This is a genomic window from Haemophilus aegyptius (assembly GCF_900475885.1).
GTDB classification, from domain to species: domain Bacteria; phylum Pseudomonadota; class Gammaproteobacteria; order Enterobacterales; family Pasteurellaceae; genus Haemophilus; species Haemophilus influenzae.
On sequence record NZ_LS483429.1, the window covers coordinates 267,834 to 286,438 of the forward strand.

General features: G+C 37.2%; 14 protein-coding genes, 2 tRNA genes and 2 pseudogenes. 6 read left to right on the plus strand and 12 right to left on the minus strand.

The features are described from left to right. Positions 1–73 precede the first annotated feature (73 nt). The 5 genes from DQN49_RS01450 to mutY all read right to left on the minus strand — a co-directional run bounded on the left by DQN49_RS01450 (position 74) and on the right by mutY (position 2,938). Positions 74–149, minus strand: a tRNA-Asn gene (locus tag DQN49_RS01450). A gap of 2 nt (positions 150–151) precedes the next feature. Further along, a tRNA-Phe gene (locus DQN49_RS01455) sits at positions 152–227 on the minus strand. Between the two features lie 236 nt (positions 228–463). Then, a complete protein-coding gene (gene mltC / locus DQN49_RS01460) occupies positions 464–1,537 on the minus strand; it encodes a membrane-bound lytic murein transglycosylase MltC (protein ID WP_006995413.1) in 1,074 nt (357 codons plus the stop codon). A 14-nt stretch (positions 1,538–1,551) separates the two neighbouring features. After that, complete coding sequence (locus tag DQN49_RS01465; protein WP_005670008.1) at positions 1,552–1,824, minus strand: oxidative damage protection protein; 273 nt, start codon at positions 1,822–1,824, stop codon at positions 1,552–1,554. Beyond that, positions 1,802–2,938, minus strand: coding sequence for an A/G-specific adenine glycosylase (mutY, locus tag DQN49_RS01470; RefSeq protein ID WP_006995412.1), 1,137 nt, complete (start codon positions 2,936–2,938; stop codon positions 1,802–1,804). Before mutY ends, DQN49_RS01465 begins: the two co-directional genes overlap by 23 nt. 176 nt (positions 2,939–3,114) lie before the next feature. Here mutY and rpmE point away from each other — a divergent pair, with 176 nt between their 5' ends. Continuing rightward, positions 3,115–3,327, plus strand: a complete 213-nt coding sequence (gene rpmE, locus DQN49_RS01475; RefSeq protein WP_005625828.1) for a 50S ribosomal protein L31 — start codon at positions 3,115–3,117, stop codon at positions 3,325–3,327. 74 nt (positions 3,328–3,401) lie between these two features. On the opposite strand, the gene DQN49_RS01480 is transcribed toward rpmE, so the two are convergent. Beyond that, positions 3,402–4,085: a 2,3-diphosphoglycerate-dependent phosphoglycerate mutase gene (locus tag DQN49_RS01480; RefSeq protein WP_006995410.1), complete on the minus strand. Its 684-nt coding sequence runs from the start codon at positions 4,083–4,085 to the stop codon at positions 3,402–3,404. Between the two features lie 175 nt (positions 4,086–4,260). Here DQN49_RS01480 and envC point away from each other — a divergent pair, with 175 nt between their 5' ends. Beyond that, positions 4,261–5,493, plus strand: a complete 1,233-nt coding sequence (gene envC, locus DQN49_RS01485) for a murein hydrolase activator EnvC (RefSeq protein WP_065246947.1) — start codon at positions 4,261–4,263, stop codon at positions 5,491–5,493. Next, entirely contained in the window at positions 5,493–6,335 is an 843-nt protein-coding gene (locus DQN49_RS01490; RefSeq protein WP_006995407.1) for a divergent polysaccharide deacetylase family protein, read from the plus strand. The genes envC and DQN49_RS01490 overlap by 1 nt, the downstream gene beginning before the upstream one ends. 60 nt (positions 6,336–6,395) lie before the next feature. Here the strand turns inward: DQN49_RS01490 and DQN49_RS01495 are convergent, their stop codons facing one another. The 3 genes and pseudogenes from DQN49_RS01495 to purL all read right to left on the minus strand — a co-directional run bounded on the left by DQN49_RS01495 (position 6,396) and on the right by purL (position 11,530). After that, complete coding sequence (locus DQN49_RS01495; RefSeq protein ID WP_005655529.1) at positions 6,396–7,139, minus strand: glycosyltransferase family 25 protein; 744 nt, start codon at positions 7,137–7,139, stop codon at positions 6,396–6,398. Positions 7,140–7,152: 13 nt separating this feature from the next. Further along, positions 7,153–7,506, minus strand: coding sequence for a hypothetical protein (locus tag DQN49_RS01500; RefSeq protein WP_006995406.1), 354 nt, complete (start codon positions 7,504–7,506; stop codon positions 7,153–7,155). Between the two features lie 195 nt (positions 7,507–7,701). Then, positions 7,702–11,530: pseudogene (gene purL, locus DQN49_RS01505) on the minus strand (phosphoribosylformylglycinamidine synthase). A gap of 326 nt (positions 11,531–11,856) precedes the next feature. Between purL and DQN49_RS01510 the strand changes: the two are divergent. Both DQN49_RS01510 and tpx read left to right on the plus strand, forming a co-directional pair. After that, positions 11,857–12,101, plus strand: a pseudogene (locus tag DQN49_RS01510) (hypothetical protein); the annotation flags it as partial. 62 nt (positions 12,102–12,163) lie between these two features. Then, the gene (tpx, locus tag DQN49_RS01515; RefSeq protein WP_005652331.1) at positions 12,164–12,661 is read left to right on the plus strand and encodes a thiol peroxidase; all 498 of its coding nucleotides are present in this window, start codon (positions 12,164–12,166) and stop codon (positions 12,659–12,661) included. A gap of 218 nt (positions 12,662–12,879) precedes the next feature. Here the strand turns inward: tpx and dapF are convergent, their stop codons facing one another. Further along, the gene (gene dapF / locus DQN49_RS01520) at positions 12,880–13,704 is read right to left on the minus strand and encodes a diaminopimelate epimerase (RefSeq protein WP_005655521.1); all 825 of its coding nucleotides are present in this window, start codon (positions 13,702–13,704) and stop codon (positions 12,880–12,882) included. A 142-nt stretch (positions 13,705–13,846) separates the two neighbouring features. Then, positions 13,847–14,470 carry a transcriptional repressor LexA gene (gene lexA, locus DQN49_RS01525; RefSeq protein WP_005648504.1) on the minus strand — a complete coding sequence of 208 codons (624 nt, stop codon included), beginning with the start codon at positions 14,468–14,470 and terminating at the stop codon, positions 13,847–13,849. 254 nt (positions 14,471–14,724) lie between these two features. Here lexA and plsB point away from each other — a divergent pair, with 254 nt between their 5' ends. Beyond that, complete coding sequence (gene plsB / locus DQN49_RS01530) at positions 14,725–17,157, plus strand: glycerol-3-phosphate 1-O-acyltransferase PlsB (RefSeq protein ID WP_013527334.1); 2,433 nt, start codon at positions 14,725–14,727, stop codon at positions 17,155–17,157. Between the two features lie 78 nt (positions 17,158–17,235). On the opposite strand, the gene DQN49_RS01535 is transcribed toward plsB, so the two are convergent. After that, entirely contained in the window at positions 17,236–18,570 is a 1,335-nt protein-coding gene (locus DQN49_RS01535) for an NAD(P)/FAD-dependent oxidoreductase (RefSeq protein ID WP_005693148.1), read from the minus strand. Positions 18,571–18,605 lie beyond the last annotated feature (35 nt).

The following is an 18,605-nucleotide window of genomic DNA, read 5'->3' on the forward strand; positions in this document are numbered from 1 at the left end:
CTAGAGAAGATTATATATTTTATATATAAGAAAGCAAAAAGCCGCTAAATCTCTTTAGCGGCTTTTTTAAATTTGGCTCCTCCTGCGGGACTCGAACCTGCGACATATGGATTAACAGTCCACCGTTCTACCGACTGAACTAAGGAGGAAATGGTGCCTCGAGGCGGAATCGAACCACCGACACGGGGATTTTCAATCCCCTGCTCTACCGACTGAGCTATCGAGGCGTTATCGTTATTGGCTACTGCCTGACAACGGGGCGTATTAAACTATTTTTTCGGTTTTCGGTCAATAACTAAATTGAAAAAAAATGGAAAAAACATTTCATTTGAATAGTTAATCATCAATATGTTTATTAAAACAACGAAATAATAAAAACTATTTTAAAATTTGCCGCACTTTTTAATAAAAAATGCTCGATGGTGTTAGCCAGCGAGCATTTTGATTATATAAACAAATCTAATTATCGTCTTACACGGAATTTTTTCTGTGCTTTATCTACTTTCAACAAATAATTGCGTGCTTGTGATGATGGGTGAACCGTCGTTAGAATGCAATAAACTTGCTCTGGATACATTTGGTTGATTTTGTAAATCGCCGTATCCTTATCATTATCAAAAACACGTAACACTGCACCTGCACCACTATTATATGCAGAAATCATGGCAAAACGTTTTGAGGTTGGATTCGTAATTCCATCTAAATATTGATTTTGTAAAATCCACAAATAAGATACGCCAGCATCAATATTATTCGCAGGATCATATAAATAACGCGTTGATGGCTGCCCACCTTTGCCTTTCATTGCAAATACATCTCGACCCGCAGTGTGAGGCACCACCTGCATTAAACCAATAGCATTTGCATAGCTAATCGCATATGGGTTAAAACTTGATTCTGTTTGCATAATGCCCAAAATCAAACTTTCATCGATGCCATAACGTTGTGCAGCTTTACGAATCAATGGTAAATATTTTCGTGCACGCACTTCTACGTGGTTTGCAATCATAGGAACAGAAACAAATTGCACAGTATGCCCGTTTTGTAATCGACGTGTTTGCAATTTATTTTGAATCAAATAAGTGGCGAAATTACTTGCGATAACTTGATTAGCAATTTGTTGCCCTTGATGATCCACAACCTGCCCCAAAAGGAATGGGCGAGAGCTAATCGGCACATCGCCAGATGCAAATAAATCAATACCTTTTGCATCCGCCCCCATTAACAAGGTATGAACAATAGCATTATGTAAACGATTTAGATCTTGCTGAGTTTCAATAACGATATTACCTTCATCAAAACTCACGTGGCTACGCGTATAAAAAGAATCTGTATATTTCACATAATCTTTACGGCTTGCCACTAACAATTCATTGACGCCCCAAATTCGGTCAATATTATGCGAGAATTGCCCTGTGAGAATATCTAACCCTTGCGTGTCTTTAGCAAAGGCTTCATCATAGTTAATACCTTGATTCGATGAATTACTACAAGCATACAAAAAAGGCAATAATGCCAATAATAAATATTTTTTCATTGTAGGATAGATAACTAATTTGATGGTGGAACATAACCTTCAATATGAACTTCTTTACCTTCAAACAAAAAATTAACCATTTCTTGTTCTAATAATTTACGGTGCTCTGCATTCATCATATTAAGTTTTTTTTCATTCACAAGCATCGTTTGTTTCTTAATCCATTCGCCCCAAGCCTGTTTACTTACTGAATCAAAAATACGCTTCCCCAACTCTCCTGGATAAAGTTGAAAATCTAAGCCTTCCGCTTCTTTTTTGAGATATTCACAAAATACTGTTCTTGCCATAATGATTCCTTACAAATTGTATTAAAAGATTTTTCACAGGCTGAGCCAGCCCGATCGGTTCAGGATTTTGTGGATCATACCAATATTTGACCGCACTTGATAGGTTTGATTGGTATTCTTTTGTGCTTTCCATCACTTTTCGCCAGTCTAAATTGGCCTGCTCTACGCATAAAGTACTCTCCATTTCGGCGTAAATTGGATGAATATCTAAATGAAAATGGCTGAATGTATGTCGAAAACTCGGCCATTCTTGATAATGCGTGACTTTTTCTTGGGCTAAAAAATGAAGCAACGAGGATTTATCTTCAAATTGTGGAAAACAAAATAATCCGCCCCATAATCCTGAGTTTTCTCGCTGTTCCAAACATACTTTGCCATTTTTCGACAAAATTAAAAAATAGGTAGTTTTTTCTGGCATCGCTTTTTTAGGTTTTTTAGCTGGAAATTTTTCCCAGTTTGTATTTTTATAAGCCAAACAATCTATATTTAACGGACAAAGATCGCATTTGGGCTTAGTTCGCATGCAAACCATTGCACCAATGTCCATCATTGCTTGATTAAAATCTGCCACACGCGTCGTAGGTGTAACTTGCTCCGTTAATGCCCACAAGCGATTTTCTACTTTTTTCTCGCCACTCCATCCCTCAATAGCAAAATAACGCGCCAACACACGTTTAACATTACCATCTAAAATTGGATAAGGCTGATTTAAAACAGAAGATAAAATGGCACCAGCAGTTGAACGTCCCACTCCAGATAACGCCCAAACTTGCTCAAAATTTGTCGGGAAATTTCCATTAAATTCATCCCGCACTTTTTGAGCGGCTTTATGTAAATTACGTGCTCGTGCATAATAGCCTAAGCCCGTCCATAAATGTAACACTTCATCTTGTGAAGCATTGGCAAGTGCGGTGATATTTGGAAATGTTTTGATAAACCGCTCAAAATAAGGAATTACCGTCGCAACTTGCGTTTGTTGCAACATCACTTCAGAAAGCCATACACCATAAAGCGTTTTATTTTTCTGCCAAGGTAAATGCTTGCGTCCAAACTTGTCGTACCAAGCTAAAACAGATTTGGCAAATGGCGCATTGATGGAAGATTTTGCTAACATAAAAAGAAAAGTGCGGTTAAAAATGCTGATGATTTTACACGAAAATAGAGCTTGTTTATCTGCATTTTTTCAGTATAATTCGCAACCTATTTGGTGCCAATTATGGCGTATTATTCACTCACGCGGTGTGGGGAGAAAGTTCCTATAGCGGCGTGGCTTCATTTTGAGGTTTTTCTATGAAACAAGGTATTCATCCAGAATATAAAGAAATTACTGCGACTTGTTCTTGCGGTAATGTGATCAAAACACGTTCAACTTTAGGCAAAGACATCAATCTTGATGTGTGTGGTAACTGCCACCCATTCTACACTGGTAAACAACGTGTTGTTGATACTGGTGGTCGTGTCGAGCGTTTCAACAGCCGTTTCAAAATTCCAAGCACAAAATAATCTGGACTTGCTTAAAAACCCCGCTAATTTGCGGGGTTTTGTTTTATACAGTTAGAACAATACGTTGAACTTAATTAAAGATAGTAATGTTCTACGTAATTTAATTTATCATCAAGTTTTAAAACTAAAGGTTGGCCTGTTGGAATTTCAAAATCCATAATTTCAGCATCAGAAATACCGATAATATGTTTTGCCAACGCACGAAGTGAATTTCCGTGAGCAACCACTAAAACACGTTTGCCAGAAAGCATTGCTGGTGCAATTTGATCTTCCCAGAATGGTAATGCACGTTCTAATGTTAATTTTAAATTTTCTGCGTTTGGCACAACATCAGATGGAATATTTGCGTAGCGACGGTCATTGTGTGCAGAATTTGGATCTTGTGGCTCTAAATCTGGTGGAGAAATGTCGTAAGAACGACGCCAAATATGAACTTGTTCGTCACCGTATTGCTCCGCAGTCGCTTTTTTATCTAAACCTTGTAAAGCACCATAATGACGTTCATTTAAACGCCAGTTTTTTACTTGCGGAATCCATAATTGATGGGATTCTTCTAACACGATGTTACAAGTTTTGATTGCTCGAGTTAAAACAGAGGTAAATGCGATATCAAATTCATAACCTTTGTCTAACAGTTTTTTACCCGCAGCTTTTGCTTCTTCCACACCACGTTCAGTTAAATTCACATCACGCCAGCCTGTGAATAAGTTTTTCGCATTCCATTCACTAAAACCGTGACGGATAAATACTAATTCCATAAGAATCTCCTAATTTTTTCAAATAAAAAGAACGCACATTTTATAGCAAAAAATCCTTAGCTTTAAAAGTTAAAAGGGATGATTTCCTGATCTTTAGCAAAAAATAACCATCAAACTTTTTCGCCTTTTAACAAATATGATAAGATTTGCGAGTTTTACGAATTTAGGATGAATTATGTTGCGTTTTGGCGTTAATCAAAAAACATCATTATTATTAACCGCACTTTTAAGCTGCGGTTTATTAATATTTTCGCCTGTCAGCCAATCTTCCGATCTCAATCAAATTCAAAAACAAATTAAGCAACAAGAATCTAAAATAGAGAAGCAAAAACGTGAGCAAACTAAGTTACAAGCAAATTTAAAAAAACACGAGAGTAAAATTAACAGTGTTGCGAGTGAACTGCTTGAAACCGAAATAAGTTTAAAGGAAATTCGTAAGCAAATTGCCGATGCAGATAAGCAACTCAAACAATTAGAAAAACAGGAACGTGAGCAAAAAGCACGATTAGCCAAACAAATAGATATAATTTATCGTTCAGGCATTAATCCATCGCTGATTGAACGAATGTTTGCCAAAGATCCGACAAAAGCAGAGCGAATGAAAGTTTATTATCAGCATTTAAATCAAGTTCGGATTGAAATGATTGATAATTTAAAAGCAACGCAAGCACAAATTGCAGTACAAAAAAAGGCGATTCTCTCTCAACAAAAGAATCACCGAAATCAACTTTCCACACAAAAAAAACAACAACAAGCATTGCAAAAAGCACAGCAAGAGCATCAATCTACGCTGAATGAACTCAATAAAAATTTAGCCCTAGATCAAGATAAATTGAATGCACTAAAAGCAAACGAACAAGCACTTCGTCAAGAAATTCAACGAGCTGAACAAGCAGCGCGCGAACAAGAAAAACGTGAAAGAGAGGCACTTGCTCAACGCCAAAAAGCTGAAGAAAAACGAACATCAAAACCTTATCAACCAACTGTGCAAGAACGCCAATTACTTAATAGTACAAGCGGTTTAGGGGCGGCAAAAAAACAATATTCCTTACCAGTTTCTGGTTCAATTTTGCATACTTTTGGTTCTATCCAAGCAGGCGAAGTACGTTGGAAAGGTATGGTAATTGGCGCATCAGCAGGCACGCCTGTTAAAGCAATTGCAGCTGGACGCGTCATTTTAGCGGGATATTTAAATGGTTATGGTTATATGGTTATTGTTAAACACGGCGAAACTGATTTAAGTTTATATGGCTTCAATCAAGCGGTATCAGTGAAAGTTGGTCAGCTTGTTTCAGCAGGGCAGGTTATTGCTCAAGTAGGAAATACAGGGGAAATATCACGTTCTGCGCTTTATTTTGGTATTAGCCGTAAAGGAACGCCAGTAAATCCTGCAGGGTGGGTTCGTTGATGAATATTTTGATAAAAAGTGCGGTAAAAAATTTCATTGTTTTTTCTACCGCACTTTATACCTCTTTTTCTTTTGCTCAAAGTAAACTTGCTATTGTGATTGATGATGTAGGCTATCATTCCAAAGAAGATGCGGCAATTTTTGCGATGCCACGTGAAATTTCCGTAGCAATTATTCCTGCTGCGCCCTATGCTCGAGCACGTAATCAAGAAGCAAAATCTCAAGGTAGAGATATTTTAATCCATATGCCGATGCAACCAATTAGTGCAATTAAAATCGAAGACGGCGGATTACATTTAGGAATGTCTGCAGCACAAGTAAATGATCGCGTTAATACGGCTAAAAATATTGTGCGTGATGCCATCGGTATGAACAATCATATGGGGAGTGCAGCTACGGCAGATCCCCAATTAATGACTTATTTAATGACCGCACTTCAAGAAAAACACTTGTTCTTTTTAGATAGTCGAACAATAGGAAAATCTGTAGCTGGGAAAATAGCAAAAGAACAAGGCGTGCGTTCATTAGATCGCCATATATTTTTAGATGATAGTAACGAATTCGCAGACGTTCAACGTCAATTTAAAGCAGCAATTCACTATGCTAGAAAACACGGCTCCGCCATTGCAATAGGTCATCCTCGTCCAAATACGATTGCAGTTTTACAAGCAGGTCTTCGTAATTTACCCGAAGATATTCAATTAGTCGGAATGGGCAACTTATGGCGAAATGAAAAAGTAATCCCGCCCAAGCCATTTATTTTATTATTCAGCGAAATGCCCGCGCCAACTTCTATAGAACCTTTTGAGCCTGTAGGATTACTACGTGGAATTCCAAAATAAAACAGTTGCTAATATTTAAAAATAAACATTAACAACTGCTTTGTCTACTATATCAATTTATCAATGGAATAAGTTATAAATACGTCTTTTAATATTAGTTTTTAGATTAAACAACTCTCTCATAATCACTATTTTTAATGATCTCTGTTTCTTTTGTTTCTCATAAATAGTTGATTCTATCTCGCCATCATCTTCTAAGCAAAATGGTACTATTGCATAAGGTGGCACTTTATTCTCAAAAAAACGATCCATTGTCACATCCACGGTTAAATACCACTCCTTGCTTTGTGTTAAAAATTTCCTTGCTGCTTGGGGAGTTAAATAATAACCTGTAGCACCAGCAAATCCTTTACTAAATTGATATATCGAAAGATTACCGAAATTAGAGATCAATTTTCTTTTATTTTTCAAACGATCAGGTTGTAACCAGAAAAATTCAAACGTATTTTTATCGCTATTAATAAAATCAAGTACTTCTAAGAAATTATTTTTAAATTTAGCATCATCTTCTAATACAATAATAGGGTAATCTAATTCTACACATTTCTCCCACATAGAATAATGGCTCGCATAACAGCCTAATTGACCCAAGGTTAAAGGATACCCCTTTGCATTCAACCGCTTATTTTCATTGTAACGTTGAAACAATGGGTGATTCGGATTTGATTTTCCATAAATAGCATCAAAAAAGTGAATTTCTTGTATTAAATTATTCGAAAATAACTGTTCAAACTGTGCTTGCATATAAGCTTTTCGATCTGTAGATTTTTCTAGATTAATAATGAAGATAGGTGTAATAAACATAATCTCTCCATAGTTATTTAAATGGAACGATAAATTTCTGCTTATTTTGTTTAGCAGTAATTCTTTTATGTTTAGTAAACAATCTTATTATTTTTTCTAATATTGTTCTCTTTTCTTTTACCTTATTTATTTCTTGAAGAATAATTTGTTTGCTTTGTGATGTACTATTTAAGTCACTCTTTGCTTGCTTGCTTGCTTGCTTGCTTGCTTGCTTGCTTGCTTGCTTGCTTGCTTGCTTGCTTGCTTGCTTGCTTGCTTGCTTGCTTGCTTGCTTGCTTGCTTGCTTGCTTGCTTGCTTGCCAAGACTATCTAAAATTTCATTTCTTATTATCAAGTTATTATTAATATGTGTTAATGTGATTAACATAATTCCGCCTTCATAAAATATTTATTTATAAAAAGACAAATCGTAAACGATGTGATTTGTTTAGTTATGGTAGATAATTATACCCCTACCTATTCATTTTACAAATACGTAAATTCCGTTTTAAAAGTAACACACACAGTGAAAATCTGCTAGATTTCCACCGCACTTTTTTAGCGTTCAAGTCCATTTATTTCTCTAAAATACCATTCTTGCATTTCTGAATAATCTCATCCACGCACCGTCTTCTGTCCAGTTTTCTGGGTGCCAAGAGTTACTCACAGCACGGAACACACGTTCAGGGTGTGGCATCATAATAGCAACTCGCCCATCAAGATTTGTAATTGCAGTAATGCCCTCCGCAGAACCATTCGGATTGGCAGGATATAGTTGGGTCTACCGTTGTTATCAATATATTGTGCAGCAATGATGCCTTGTGCTTTTAAGCCTGCAAACTGTTCAACTGATTTAAACTTAACTTGTCCTTCCCCGTGAGAAAGCGCAATGGGCATATGTGAGCCAGCCATTCCTGCAAACCAAACTGAATCCACTTCATTAATTTTCACTAAACTCACACGCGCTTCAAAGCGTTCAGATTTGTTGCGTACAAAATGCGGCCAGTTTTCTGTACCTGGGATAATTTCCGCCAAGTTAGAGATCATTTGACAACCGTTACATACGCCTAAGGTCAGTGTGTTTGGATTGATAAAAAACTGGCTGAATTGCTCGTGTAATTTCGGGTTAAATAAGATGGATTTTGCCCAACCGCCCCCAGCGCCAAGCACATCGCCGTAAGAGAAACCGCCACAAGCAACCATTGCATTGAATTCTGCTAAATTACGACGACCAATCATTAAATCAGACATATGCACGTCAATTGCATTAAAGCCTGCACGATCAAACGCTGCTGCCATTTCATAATGACTATTTACACCTTGTTCACGTAAAATTGCAATGGTTGGTTTTACACCTTTATTGATAAATGGCGCAGTAATATCTTCATTCACATCGTAAGTCAAAAATGCGGATAATCCTTTGTCGTCAGGGTTTTTCTTAGCTTCAAACTCTTGCTCAGCACACTCTGGATTATCGCGTAAGCGTTGCATTTGGTAAGTTAATTCTGCCCAAATACTACGTAATTCAGAGCGTTTTTCGCTGAATAATTTATGGCTGCCGCGGCTGATCTCAAAGCGATCATCAGCAGTTACCGTACCTAATTGGCTATCGACAACTTGGATAACCGCTCCCAATTCTTCGTTAAATAATACCGCTAAATCGTTGTCGCCTAAAGCTGAAATATCAACTTCTACCCCACAATGCCCTGCAAACGCCATTTCTGCAAGAGTTGTGATTAAACCGCCGTCCGAACGGTCGTGATAAGCCAATAATTTATCTTCTGCCACTAAAATTTGCATTGCATTGTAAAAATCTTTTAAGCGTTGAACCTTTACCACATCGGCAGGCTTGTCTCCTAACTGTTTGTACACTTGAGCAAGTGCGGTCGCACCTAATCGATTATGCCCTTCGCCTAAATCAATTAGCAATAAACTCGAGAGACCTTTGTCGGTACGAAGTTGTGGCGTAAGCGTTTTACGTACATCTTCTACACGAGCAAAAGCGGAAATTACTAATGAAAGTGGGGCAGTCACTGATTTTTGTTCGCCATTATCGATCCAAGTGGTTTTCATCGACATTGAGTCTTTACCCACAGGAATAGTTAAGCCTAACGCAGGACAAAATTCTTCGCCCAAGGTTTTTACTGCTTCATAAAGTCCTGCATCTTCGCCTGTGTGACCTGCTGCACTCATCCAGTTAGCAGAAAGTTTAATACGTTTCATCTCGCCAATGTGGGTGCCAGCAATGTTAGTAATGGCCTCCGCCACAGCTAAACGTGCCGAAACCGAGAAATTTAGCAAGGCAACTGGAGAGCGTTCGCCCATTGCCATTGCTTCGCCGTGGTAGCTATCCAGTGAAGCAGTAGTAACAGCCACATCAGACACGGGGATTTGCCAAGGACCCACCATTTGATCTCGGGCTACCATTCCTGTTACCGAGCGATTACCAATAGTAATTAAGAAAGTTTTTTCTGCAACAACGGGTAAACGTAATACACGGTGGAATGCTTCTTTTAATTGAATACCTTCTGTTTTAAGTGATTGATTTTCTACTGTTTTTGACAAAACCTCACGCGTCATTTTAGGCGTTTTGCCTAATAACACATTCATTGGTAAATCAATTGGATTATTATCGAAATGACTATCGTGCAAGATTAAATGTTCTGCTTGTGTTGCTTCGCCAATCACTGCAAAAGGGGCACGTTCACGCTCACAAAGTGCGGTAAATAATTCGAGGTTTTCTGGCGCAACGGCTAATACATAACGTTCTTGCGATTCATTACACCAAATTGCCAATGGCGACATACCTTTTTCATCACAAAGAATTGAACGCAGATCGAATTTTCCTCCACGCTTGCCATCATGTACCAATTCAGGCATTGCATTAGATAAACCACCCGCACCCACATCGTGAATAAACAGGATTGGATTTTCTTCGCCTAATTGCCAACAGCGGTCAATAACTTCTTGGCAGCGGCGTTCCATTTCCGGATTTTCACGTTGAACAGAAGCAAAATCTAAATCTTCTTTTGATTACCACTGTCCATCGAAGAAGCACCACCACCTAAACCGATATTCATTGCTGCCCCACCCAACACGATCAATTTAGCACCGACTGGAATTTTGCCTTTTTGAACCTGTTCGCCACGAATATTACCGATTCCTCCCGCTAACATAATCGGCTTGTGATAACCGCGCACTTCTTTTCCAGCAAAACTATTTACTTTTTCTTCATAAGTACGGAAATAACCTAATAATGCTGGGCGACCAAATTCATTATTAAATGCCGCACTACCTAAAGGCGCATCTATCATAATATCTAAGGCAGAAGCAATGCGATTTGGTTTAGACAATGGATTTTCCCAAGGTTGTTCAAAATTTGGAATAGCGAGGTTAGACACCGAGAAACCTGTTAAACCTGCTTTGGGTTTTGCCCCACGCCCCGTTGCCCCTTCATCACGAATCTCCCCGCCAGAGCCTGTTGCAGCACCAGGAAATGGCGAAATTGCTGTGGGATGGTTATGTGTTTCTACTTTCATTAAAATGTGCACATCTTCTTGATGAACACGATATTGTCCATCAGGATCAGGAAACCAACGCCCGACTTTCGAACCTTCCATTACTGCAGCATTATCTTTATAAGCAGAAAGCACAAAATCAGGCGTTTGCCCAAAGGTATTTTTGATCATTTTAAACAGCGATTTATCCTGTTTTTTGCCATCAATAATCCAATCGGCATTAAAAATTTTATGGCGACAATGCTCCGAATTCGCTTGTGCAAACATATAAAGCTCTACATCCTGTGGATTACGCTTTAAGGCAGTAAAACTTTCCACTAAATAATCCATCTCATCATCTGCCAACGCTAAACCCAAGGCAATATTCGCCCGTTCTAATGCTTGACGTCCACCATTTAAAATATCAATGGTAGTTAATGCTTTGGGTTCTTGTTGAGTAAAAAGCAAGGTTGCTTCTGTTTCGTGATTTAACACGGTTTCTAACATACGGTCGTGTAATAAATCTTTCAGCGTAGCCAATTCTGCTTCGGTTAAATCACGCTCAATATTGAAGTAATAGGCTATACCACGTTCAATACGATTTACCTTCGACAAACCACAATTGTGAGCGATGTCTGTCGCTTTTGAAGACCAAGAGGAAATTGTCCCCACTCGTGGAGTCACAATTAAACAATATCCTGCAGGCTTGAGTTCAGAAAACATTGATCCATAATGCAATAATGCTTGTAATTTAACGATTTCATCTTCTACAAGCGATGTTTTTTGTTCAACAAAATGCAAATACTCTGCATAAACTGACTTTATAGGCAATTGATATTGCTGACATTTTTGCTGAAGTTGGGTTAAACGAAATTCAGAAAGAGCAGGCGAGCCACGAAAGGTTTTGACAGTCATATTGCAGTTCCGTATAAAAGAAAAAGAAAAAACAGACGTATTATAACGAACAAAGCAAACGTTTGCATTCACAAAATAAAATAATAAGATTTATGTTCAAACATACTCCCTATTTTCAAGTAATACAAAGTTTATACTCGCTCTACAATCGCTAAAAAATCAATCAATTACTTTATCTATTGCTAATAAATTTTAAAACCTTATGAACAGCCAGCCAAAGATAACCCAATTGAAGTATTTTTGTTTGATGATATAACAGACGTAAAATTACACACTTTCATAAACTCGGAAATTTTTATACTTTTAATTAATTTAAGGACATAACAATGAGCTTATTTTCAGAACCATCTAAACGTCGTTATGGCGTTGCAATTTTTTGCAGGTTTTATCTCTGCTTTCGTTAAATGGGGAGCGGAGCATCCTTTTCCACCGCGCAGAGCCCTATTGATTTCACGGATTTAACTGGATCGGGGTAACGCACATACTGTTTTCATTAGTCTTTGCTATTGGTTATTGTGTGGTGGCTGAAATTTTCCCGAAAATCAAATTCTGGATAGCTTTAATTGGTGGAAATAATTAGAAAGCGTGGTATAGTTTAAACACTTTTCACTTAATCTAAATAAAGAGGATTTTATGACAGTTACATTAGCAGGAAACCCTATTGAAGTTGGCGGACATTTCCCTCAAGTAGGCGAAATAGTAGAAAACTTTATTTTAGTCGGTAATGATTTAGCCGATGTTGCATTAAACGATTTTGCAGGTAAACGCAAGGTCCTAAATATTTTTCCAAGCATCGACACAGGTGTATGTGCGACTTCAGTACATAAATTTAACCAACAAGCGGCAAAATTAAGTAATACTGTTGTGCTTTGTATTTCAGCAGACTTGCCCTTTGCTCAAGCTCGTTTTTGTGGAGCAGAAGGGATTGAAAATGCCAAAACAGTTTCAACTTTTCGTAACCACGCATTACACTCACAATTAGGCGTAGATATTCAAACTGGCCCGTTGGCAGGTTTAACTTCTCGTGCAGTTATTGTGTTAGATGAACAAAACAATGTTTTACACAGCCAGTTAGTTGAAGAAATTAAAGAAGAGCCAAACTATGAAGCTGCATTGGCAGTGTTAGCGTAGTAGATAGAAGATTTAAAACAAGAACCGCCGAGAGGCGGTTTTTTTATTATGCTAATAATCTATTTCTTTGAGTAAAAAATCTAGAGATTGTATGAAAAATGCTTGTTCTGATTACTTAAAGTTATCAAACAGTTCAATAAAAATATATTTAGATACAAAATGTTTACGCTAATTTAAGAAAAACGCCTCATCTTTTTTAAGATAAGTGGGGAAAAATATTAAAGAGTTATAAACCCATCATAAATATGGGTCGCCTCGCCTGTCATATAAAGTGGATGACCAACACCATTCCATTCGATCATGAGCGAACCGCCTGGTAAATCTACTTGGACATTGTTGTTCAATAAGCCTTGCATAATTCCAACTGCAACAGCTGCACAAGCACCACTTCCACAGGCTTGAGTTTCGCCAGCACCACGTTCATAAACTCTAAGCTTAATATGTTCTTTGTTGATGATTTGCATAAAACCAGCATTGACACGCTCAGGAAAACGTTCGTGGCTTTCTAACAAAGGACCAAGCTGTTCAACATTTGCTGTTTGAATATCATCTACTTGTACAACACAATGAGGATTCCCCATTGAAACTGCACCACATAGTACGGTTTGAATATCTGTACGCAGAATATAATTTTTCTCAAATTTATTTGCAGTAAATGGAATTTTTGCTGGTTCCCAAATTGGTTCGCCCATATTCACACGAATTTGATTGTCATCTTTTACCGTCAAAACCATATTACCCTTTTGTGTGCTAACCGAGATGTCTTTTTTGTTAGTTAGCCCTTTTAATGTCACAAACCGAGCAAAACAACGAGCACCATTTCCGCATTGCGAAACTTCGCTTCCATCAGCATTAAAAATTCTATAATGAAAGTCGAGTTCGGGATCGTAAGGAGCTTCAACAATTAAAAGTTGATCAAACCCAATTCCACAATGGCGATTGGCTAAACGTCGGATCGTTTCTGGAGTAAAAAAGACATTTTGAGTGACTCCATCAACCACAACAAAATCGTTACCTAATCCGTGCATTTTGGAAAACTGCATTTTTCCATCCTTTGTATAAATTCAAGATTTTTGCATTATAAAGAGCAGCAAAAATCATGGCAAATAAAGAACTCTAGTATAAGCAAAGTGCGGTAAAAATACCGTAAATTTTTACCGCACTTTATTCATTCTTGGTATCAGATTACATCCAAGCGTTATTACGAATAATGCCTACTGCAATACCTTCAATTTCAAAATTTTTTTGTTCTTCAAGATTGACTACTATAGGATCAAATTCTTCATTTTCTGCGTGTAGATAAATGATAGAACCTTTTTTCTCAAGACGTTTTACTGTTACTTCATCTTCAATACGTGCAACCACAATTTGTCCGTTACGTACATCCTTAGTACTATGCACAGCTAATAAATCACCATCTAAGATACCAACATTTTTCATTGATAGACCATAAACTTTAAGTAAGAAGTCAGCCTGTGGTTTAAACATATCTGCATCTACTCGATATGTCGCTTCAATATGCTGCTCTGCAAGAATCGGTTCTCCAGCAGCCACGCGCCCTACAAGCGGTAAACCGTCAAATTCATCATTCGAACTATTGTCTAAAATACGAATACCACGAGATGCGCCGGGAATGATTTCGATTGCACCTTTACGTGAAAGTGCTTTCAAATGTTCTTCTGCGGCATTTGCAGATTTGAAACCTAATTCTCGAGATATTTCTGCTCGTGTTGGTGGCATACCTGTTGTTTCCAAATGGCGTTTTAATAAATCCAACACTTCTTGTTGGCGTGCGGTTAATGGTCTCATATACACTCCTGTTTTTAAACACAGATAACTGGTATTGTATACAGATTGTGTAAAGTTGCAACTGTTATTTTTTAAATCTGTGTATTAAGTCACATTTTGTCGCCAAATTTTCTAAATTAGTTGAGATCGGATGTGTTAAAATATTTGAGTTTTTGGACGATAAAAACACCAAAGGGCTAAAAATAGTTCTATTCACAAACTGCTTTTTAAACGTCTATAAGATCTACAAACTTATAACAAAGAGAAAATTTATTATGGCAAATTTTATAAATATGTATCGCCAATTATTGAGCTTGCCGCTGTCTGCATTGGTGAAAAATAATCCTATTCCCGCCAATCCAATAGAAGAGCTTTCACTTAATATTCATCAACCTATTGTTTATGTTTTGCCTTATACATCTCAAACTGATTTCGTTATTTTCCGCCGAAATTGCTTAGCGTTAGGCTTGTCCGATCCCGCAGAGAAAAATGAAATTAATGGCGTTAAGTTACCACGTTATGTATATTTAGACGAAGGTCGCCGAATTTTTAAATCAAAAGGTGCGAAAGACGAAACCACTACCATTTTCAATAAATATCTTGAATTACACCGCGCTTCTGAAAGTTTAGATGTGCAACTTATTCCTGTTTCTGTTCTTTGGGGACGTTCTCCCGGACAAGAAGATAAATCAGATTTGCCTAATTTGCGTTTATTAAATGGTATACAAAAAACATTTGCAGCAATTTGGTTTGGACGTGATACTTTTGTGCGTTTTTCTCAAGCGGTTTCATTACGTTATATGGTAGTTGAACATGGCTCAGATGAAAAAATTGCACAAAAGCTGGCTCGAGTTGCAAAAATGCACTTCGCAAAACAACGTATTTCAGCGACAGGCCCTCGTTTACCAAATCGTCAAGCAATGTTTAATAAATTATTGCAATCAGAAGCAATCCGACGAGCAATTGAAGATGAAGCAAAATCAAAAAATATCAGTATTGAAAAAGCACAAAAAGAAGCATATAAAATTTTGGATGAAATTGCAGCTGATGTCAGCCATTCAAGTTTACGTGCAGTAGATCGTTTTTTACGTTGGCTTTGGAATAAACTTTATTCAGGTATTGATGTACAAAATTCGAATCGTGTCCGTAAATTAGCGTTAGAAGGTCATGAAATTGTTTATGTGCCTTGCCACCGTAGTCATATCGATTACTTATTGCTTTCTTATGTGCTTTATCATCAAGGTCTTGTTCCGCCACATATCGCGGCAGGGATTAACTTAAATTTCTGGCCTATAGGTAGAATGTTTCGTAGTTGGGGGGCATTCTTTATTCGCCGCACTTTTAAGGGAAATCGACTATATTCTGCCATTTTTCGCGAATATTTATCAGAACTATTCCATCGAGGCTATTCCGTCGAATATTTTATTGAGGGCGGTCGTTCTCGTACAGGTCGTTTGCTGGCACCAAAAACAGGTATGATGTCAATGACACTTCAAGCATTGCAACATAGTCAAACTCGCCCAATTTCGATTGTTCCTGTTTACGTTGGTTATGAACACGTATTAGAAGTAGACACTTATGCAAAGGAATTACGTGGTGCAGCGAAAGAAAAAGAAAATGCGGGTTTAGTACTTCGTGTAATTAAAAAATTACGTAATCTTGGTCAAGGTTTTGTAAATTTTGGTGAGCCAATTACGCTTTCAAACTATTTGAGCCAACATTTCCCTGATTGGAAAGAGCAAAATCACGAAGAAAAACCACAATGGTTTACACCTGCGGTAAATAATATTTCTAAACAAGTAATGATTAATATTAACAAAGCAGCGGCAGTTAATTCAATGAACCTTGTGGGTACAGCACTACTTTCATCTCGTCAGCGAGCACTTTCACGTGAGCAACTGTTAGAACAACTTAGTAGTTATCAACAATTGTTACAAAATGTCCCTTATTCTACGGACGTAGTGCTACCAAATGTGACACCGCAAGCAATGTTAGAACACGTATTAGCTTTAGATCGTATAGGTGTGTTAATTGAAAAAGATAATTTTGGCGAAATTGTACGCTTAGAACGTTCATCTGCTGTACTAATGACTTATTATCGTAATAATATTCAGCATCTATTCGTATTACCATCTTTAGTTGCGAGTATTATTTTGCATTACGAAGCGATCCAAAAAGATTTATTATTAGACGCGATTAGAAAAATTTACCCTTTCTTACAAGGCGAATTGTTCTTACATTTCAATGAAGATGAATTGAATGTACAAATCCATCAAATCATTAATGAATTTGCACGCCAAAGCGTTATTAATTCAAATGATAACTTCTTATCTATTAATAAATCAAAAGTACGAATTTTACAGCTTTGGTCTGCGGGAATGCGGGAAATCTTGCAACGTTATTACATTACTGTCACTATTTTACAAAAACAACCTGCTATTTCTCGAGCTGAACTTGAAAAAGAAAGCCAGCTTGTTGCTCAACGTTTATCAGTATTACACGGCATAAATGCACCAGAATTCTTTGATAAAGCGGTTTTTTCAAGCTTTATTGCAAACTTGAAAGAGCAACGTTACTTTGATGAATCTGGTTATACTGTTCTTGATAAAATAGAAGAATTAGCTTCAACGCTTTCCCATTTGATTTCAACAGAAATTTGCTTAACGGTGAAAGGAACAATTGAAAAATCCGAAGATCTTTCTTCATAAAACAATACTGAGGGCATCATTGATGCCCTTTCTTTTATATAATGATTTAGATCGCATTTAACGAAAAATTATACTTAATCAATGCAATTTTAATCTTGGTTTTAAATAACGATTCAATTTATCAACGAGAATAATCAAACCAATTTTAATACAACCGTGCAAAGCATGTTGGTGCATTCGATACAAAGACACATAAGCAAACTGCGCAAATTTACCTTGAACGGTAAGTGGATTTTTACCAAACTTATTGGTTAGACTACCAAGTGCGGTAAAATTTGACAGAGAAACTAAAGTACCTTTATCGTTATATTTAAAAGATTTCAGTGGTTTATTTTCAAACAATGCAAAAATATTTTTTGCACAAGCCTTTGCCATTTGATGTGCAGCTTGCGCTCTTGGCGGAACCAATTTACCATTTGATTGTATTAATGCAGCACAATCGCCAATCGCAAAAATACTATCATCAACCGTAGTTTGAAGTGTATCTTTAACCACTAATTGATTGATACGATTAATTTCTAATCCATCAAATTGCTGCGTTACTGTTGAGGCGCGAACCCCAGCTGCCCAAACAATAAGATCAGCCTTAATCTCCCCGCCATCTTTGGTAATAAGTGTATTTGGCTGCGCCTCAGTAATCATTGTGTTTAATTGCACATTGGTGCCCATTTCCTTTAATTCATCTAACACTGCAGCAGATAAATTTTCAGGTAATGCTGGCAATAAACGTGTTCCTGCTTCGACTAAAGTAACTTGTAAGCAAGAACTATCAATTTTACCATAACCGTAAGAAGACAAATCTTCAGCGGCATGATAAAGTTCTGCGGTTAATTCCACACCAGTAGCACCACCTCCCACAATAGCAATATTTACTTTATTTTCATCCACTAACTTTTGTTTAAATTCTTCTTCGCCAATGTCATCTAATGCGCGGTTTTCTGAAAATTTTAAAAATAATTCCAACAGTTTATGTTGAAAACGTAAAGCCTGTTTTGAACTATCTAAAAAAATACAATTATCAGCCACCCCTTTTGTGTTGAAATCATTAGATTTACTGCCAATGGCAATCACTAAATAATCGTAAGGAATTCGACGAGCAATGACAAGCATATCGCCCTCTTGTCCATAAACAGGTGCAAGTTCAACATATTTTTGCTCGCGATTAATACGTATAATTGAACCTTGCTCAAAACTGAAAAAATGATTTTTACCGTGCGCACGATAACTTAAAGAATCAACGCCATCATCCATTACGCCTGTTGCAATTTCATGCAATAAGGGTTTCCATAAATGGGTGGCATTGCGATCAACCAGCGTTACTTTAGCTTGTTTTTGACGACCTAATTTATTACCCAAAAATGTTGCTAATTCAATACCGCCAGCACCCCCACCAACGATCACGACGTTTTTCATAAAGCTCTCCTAAAAGTTTAAATTGTTAAAAATGT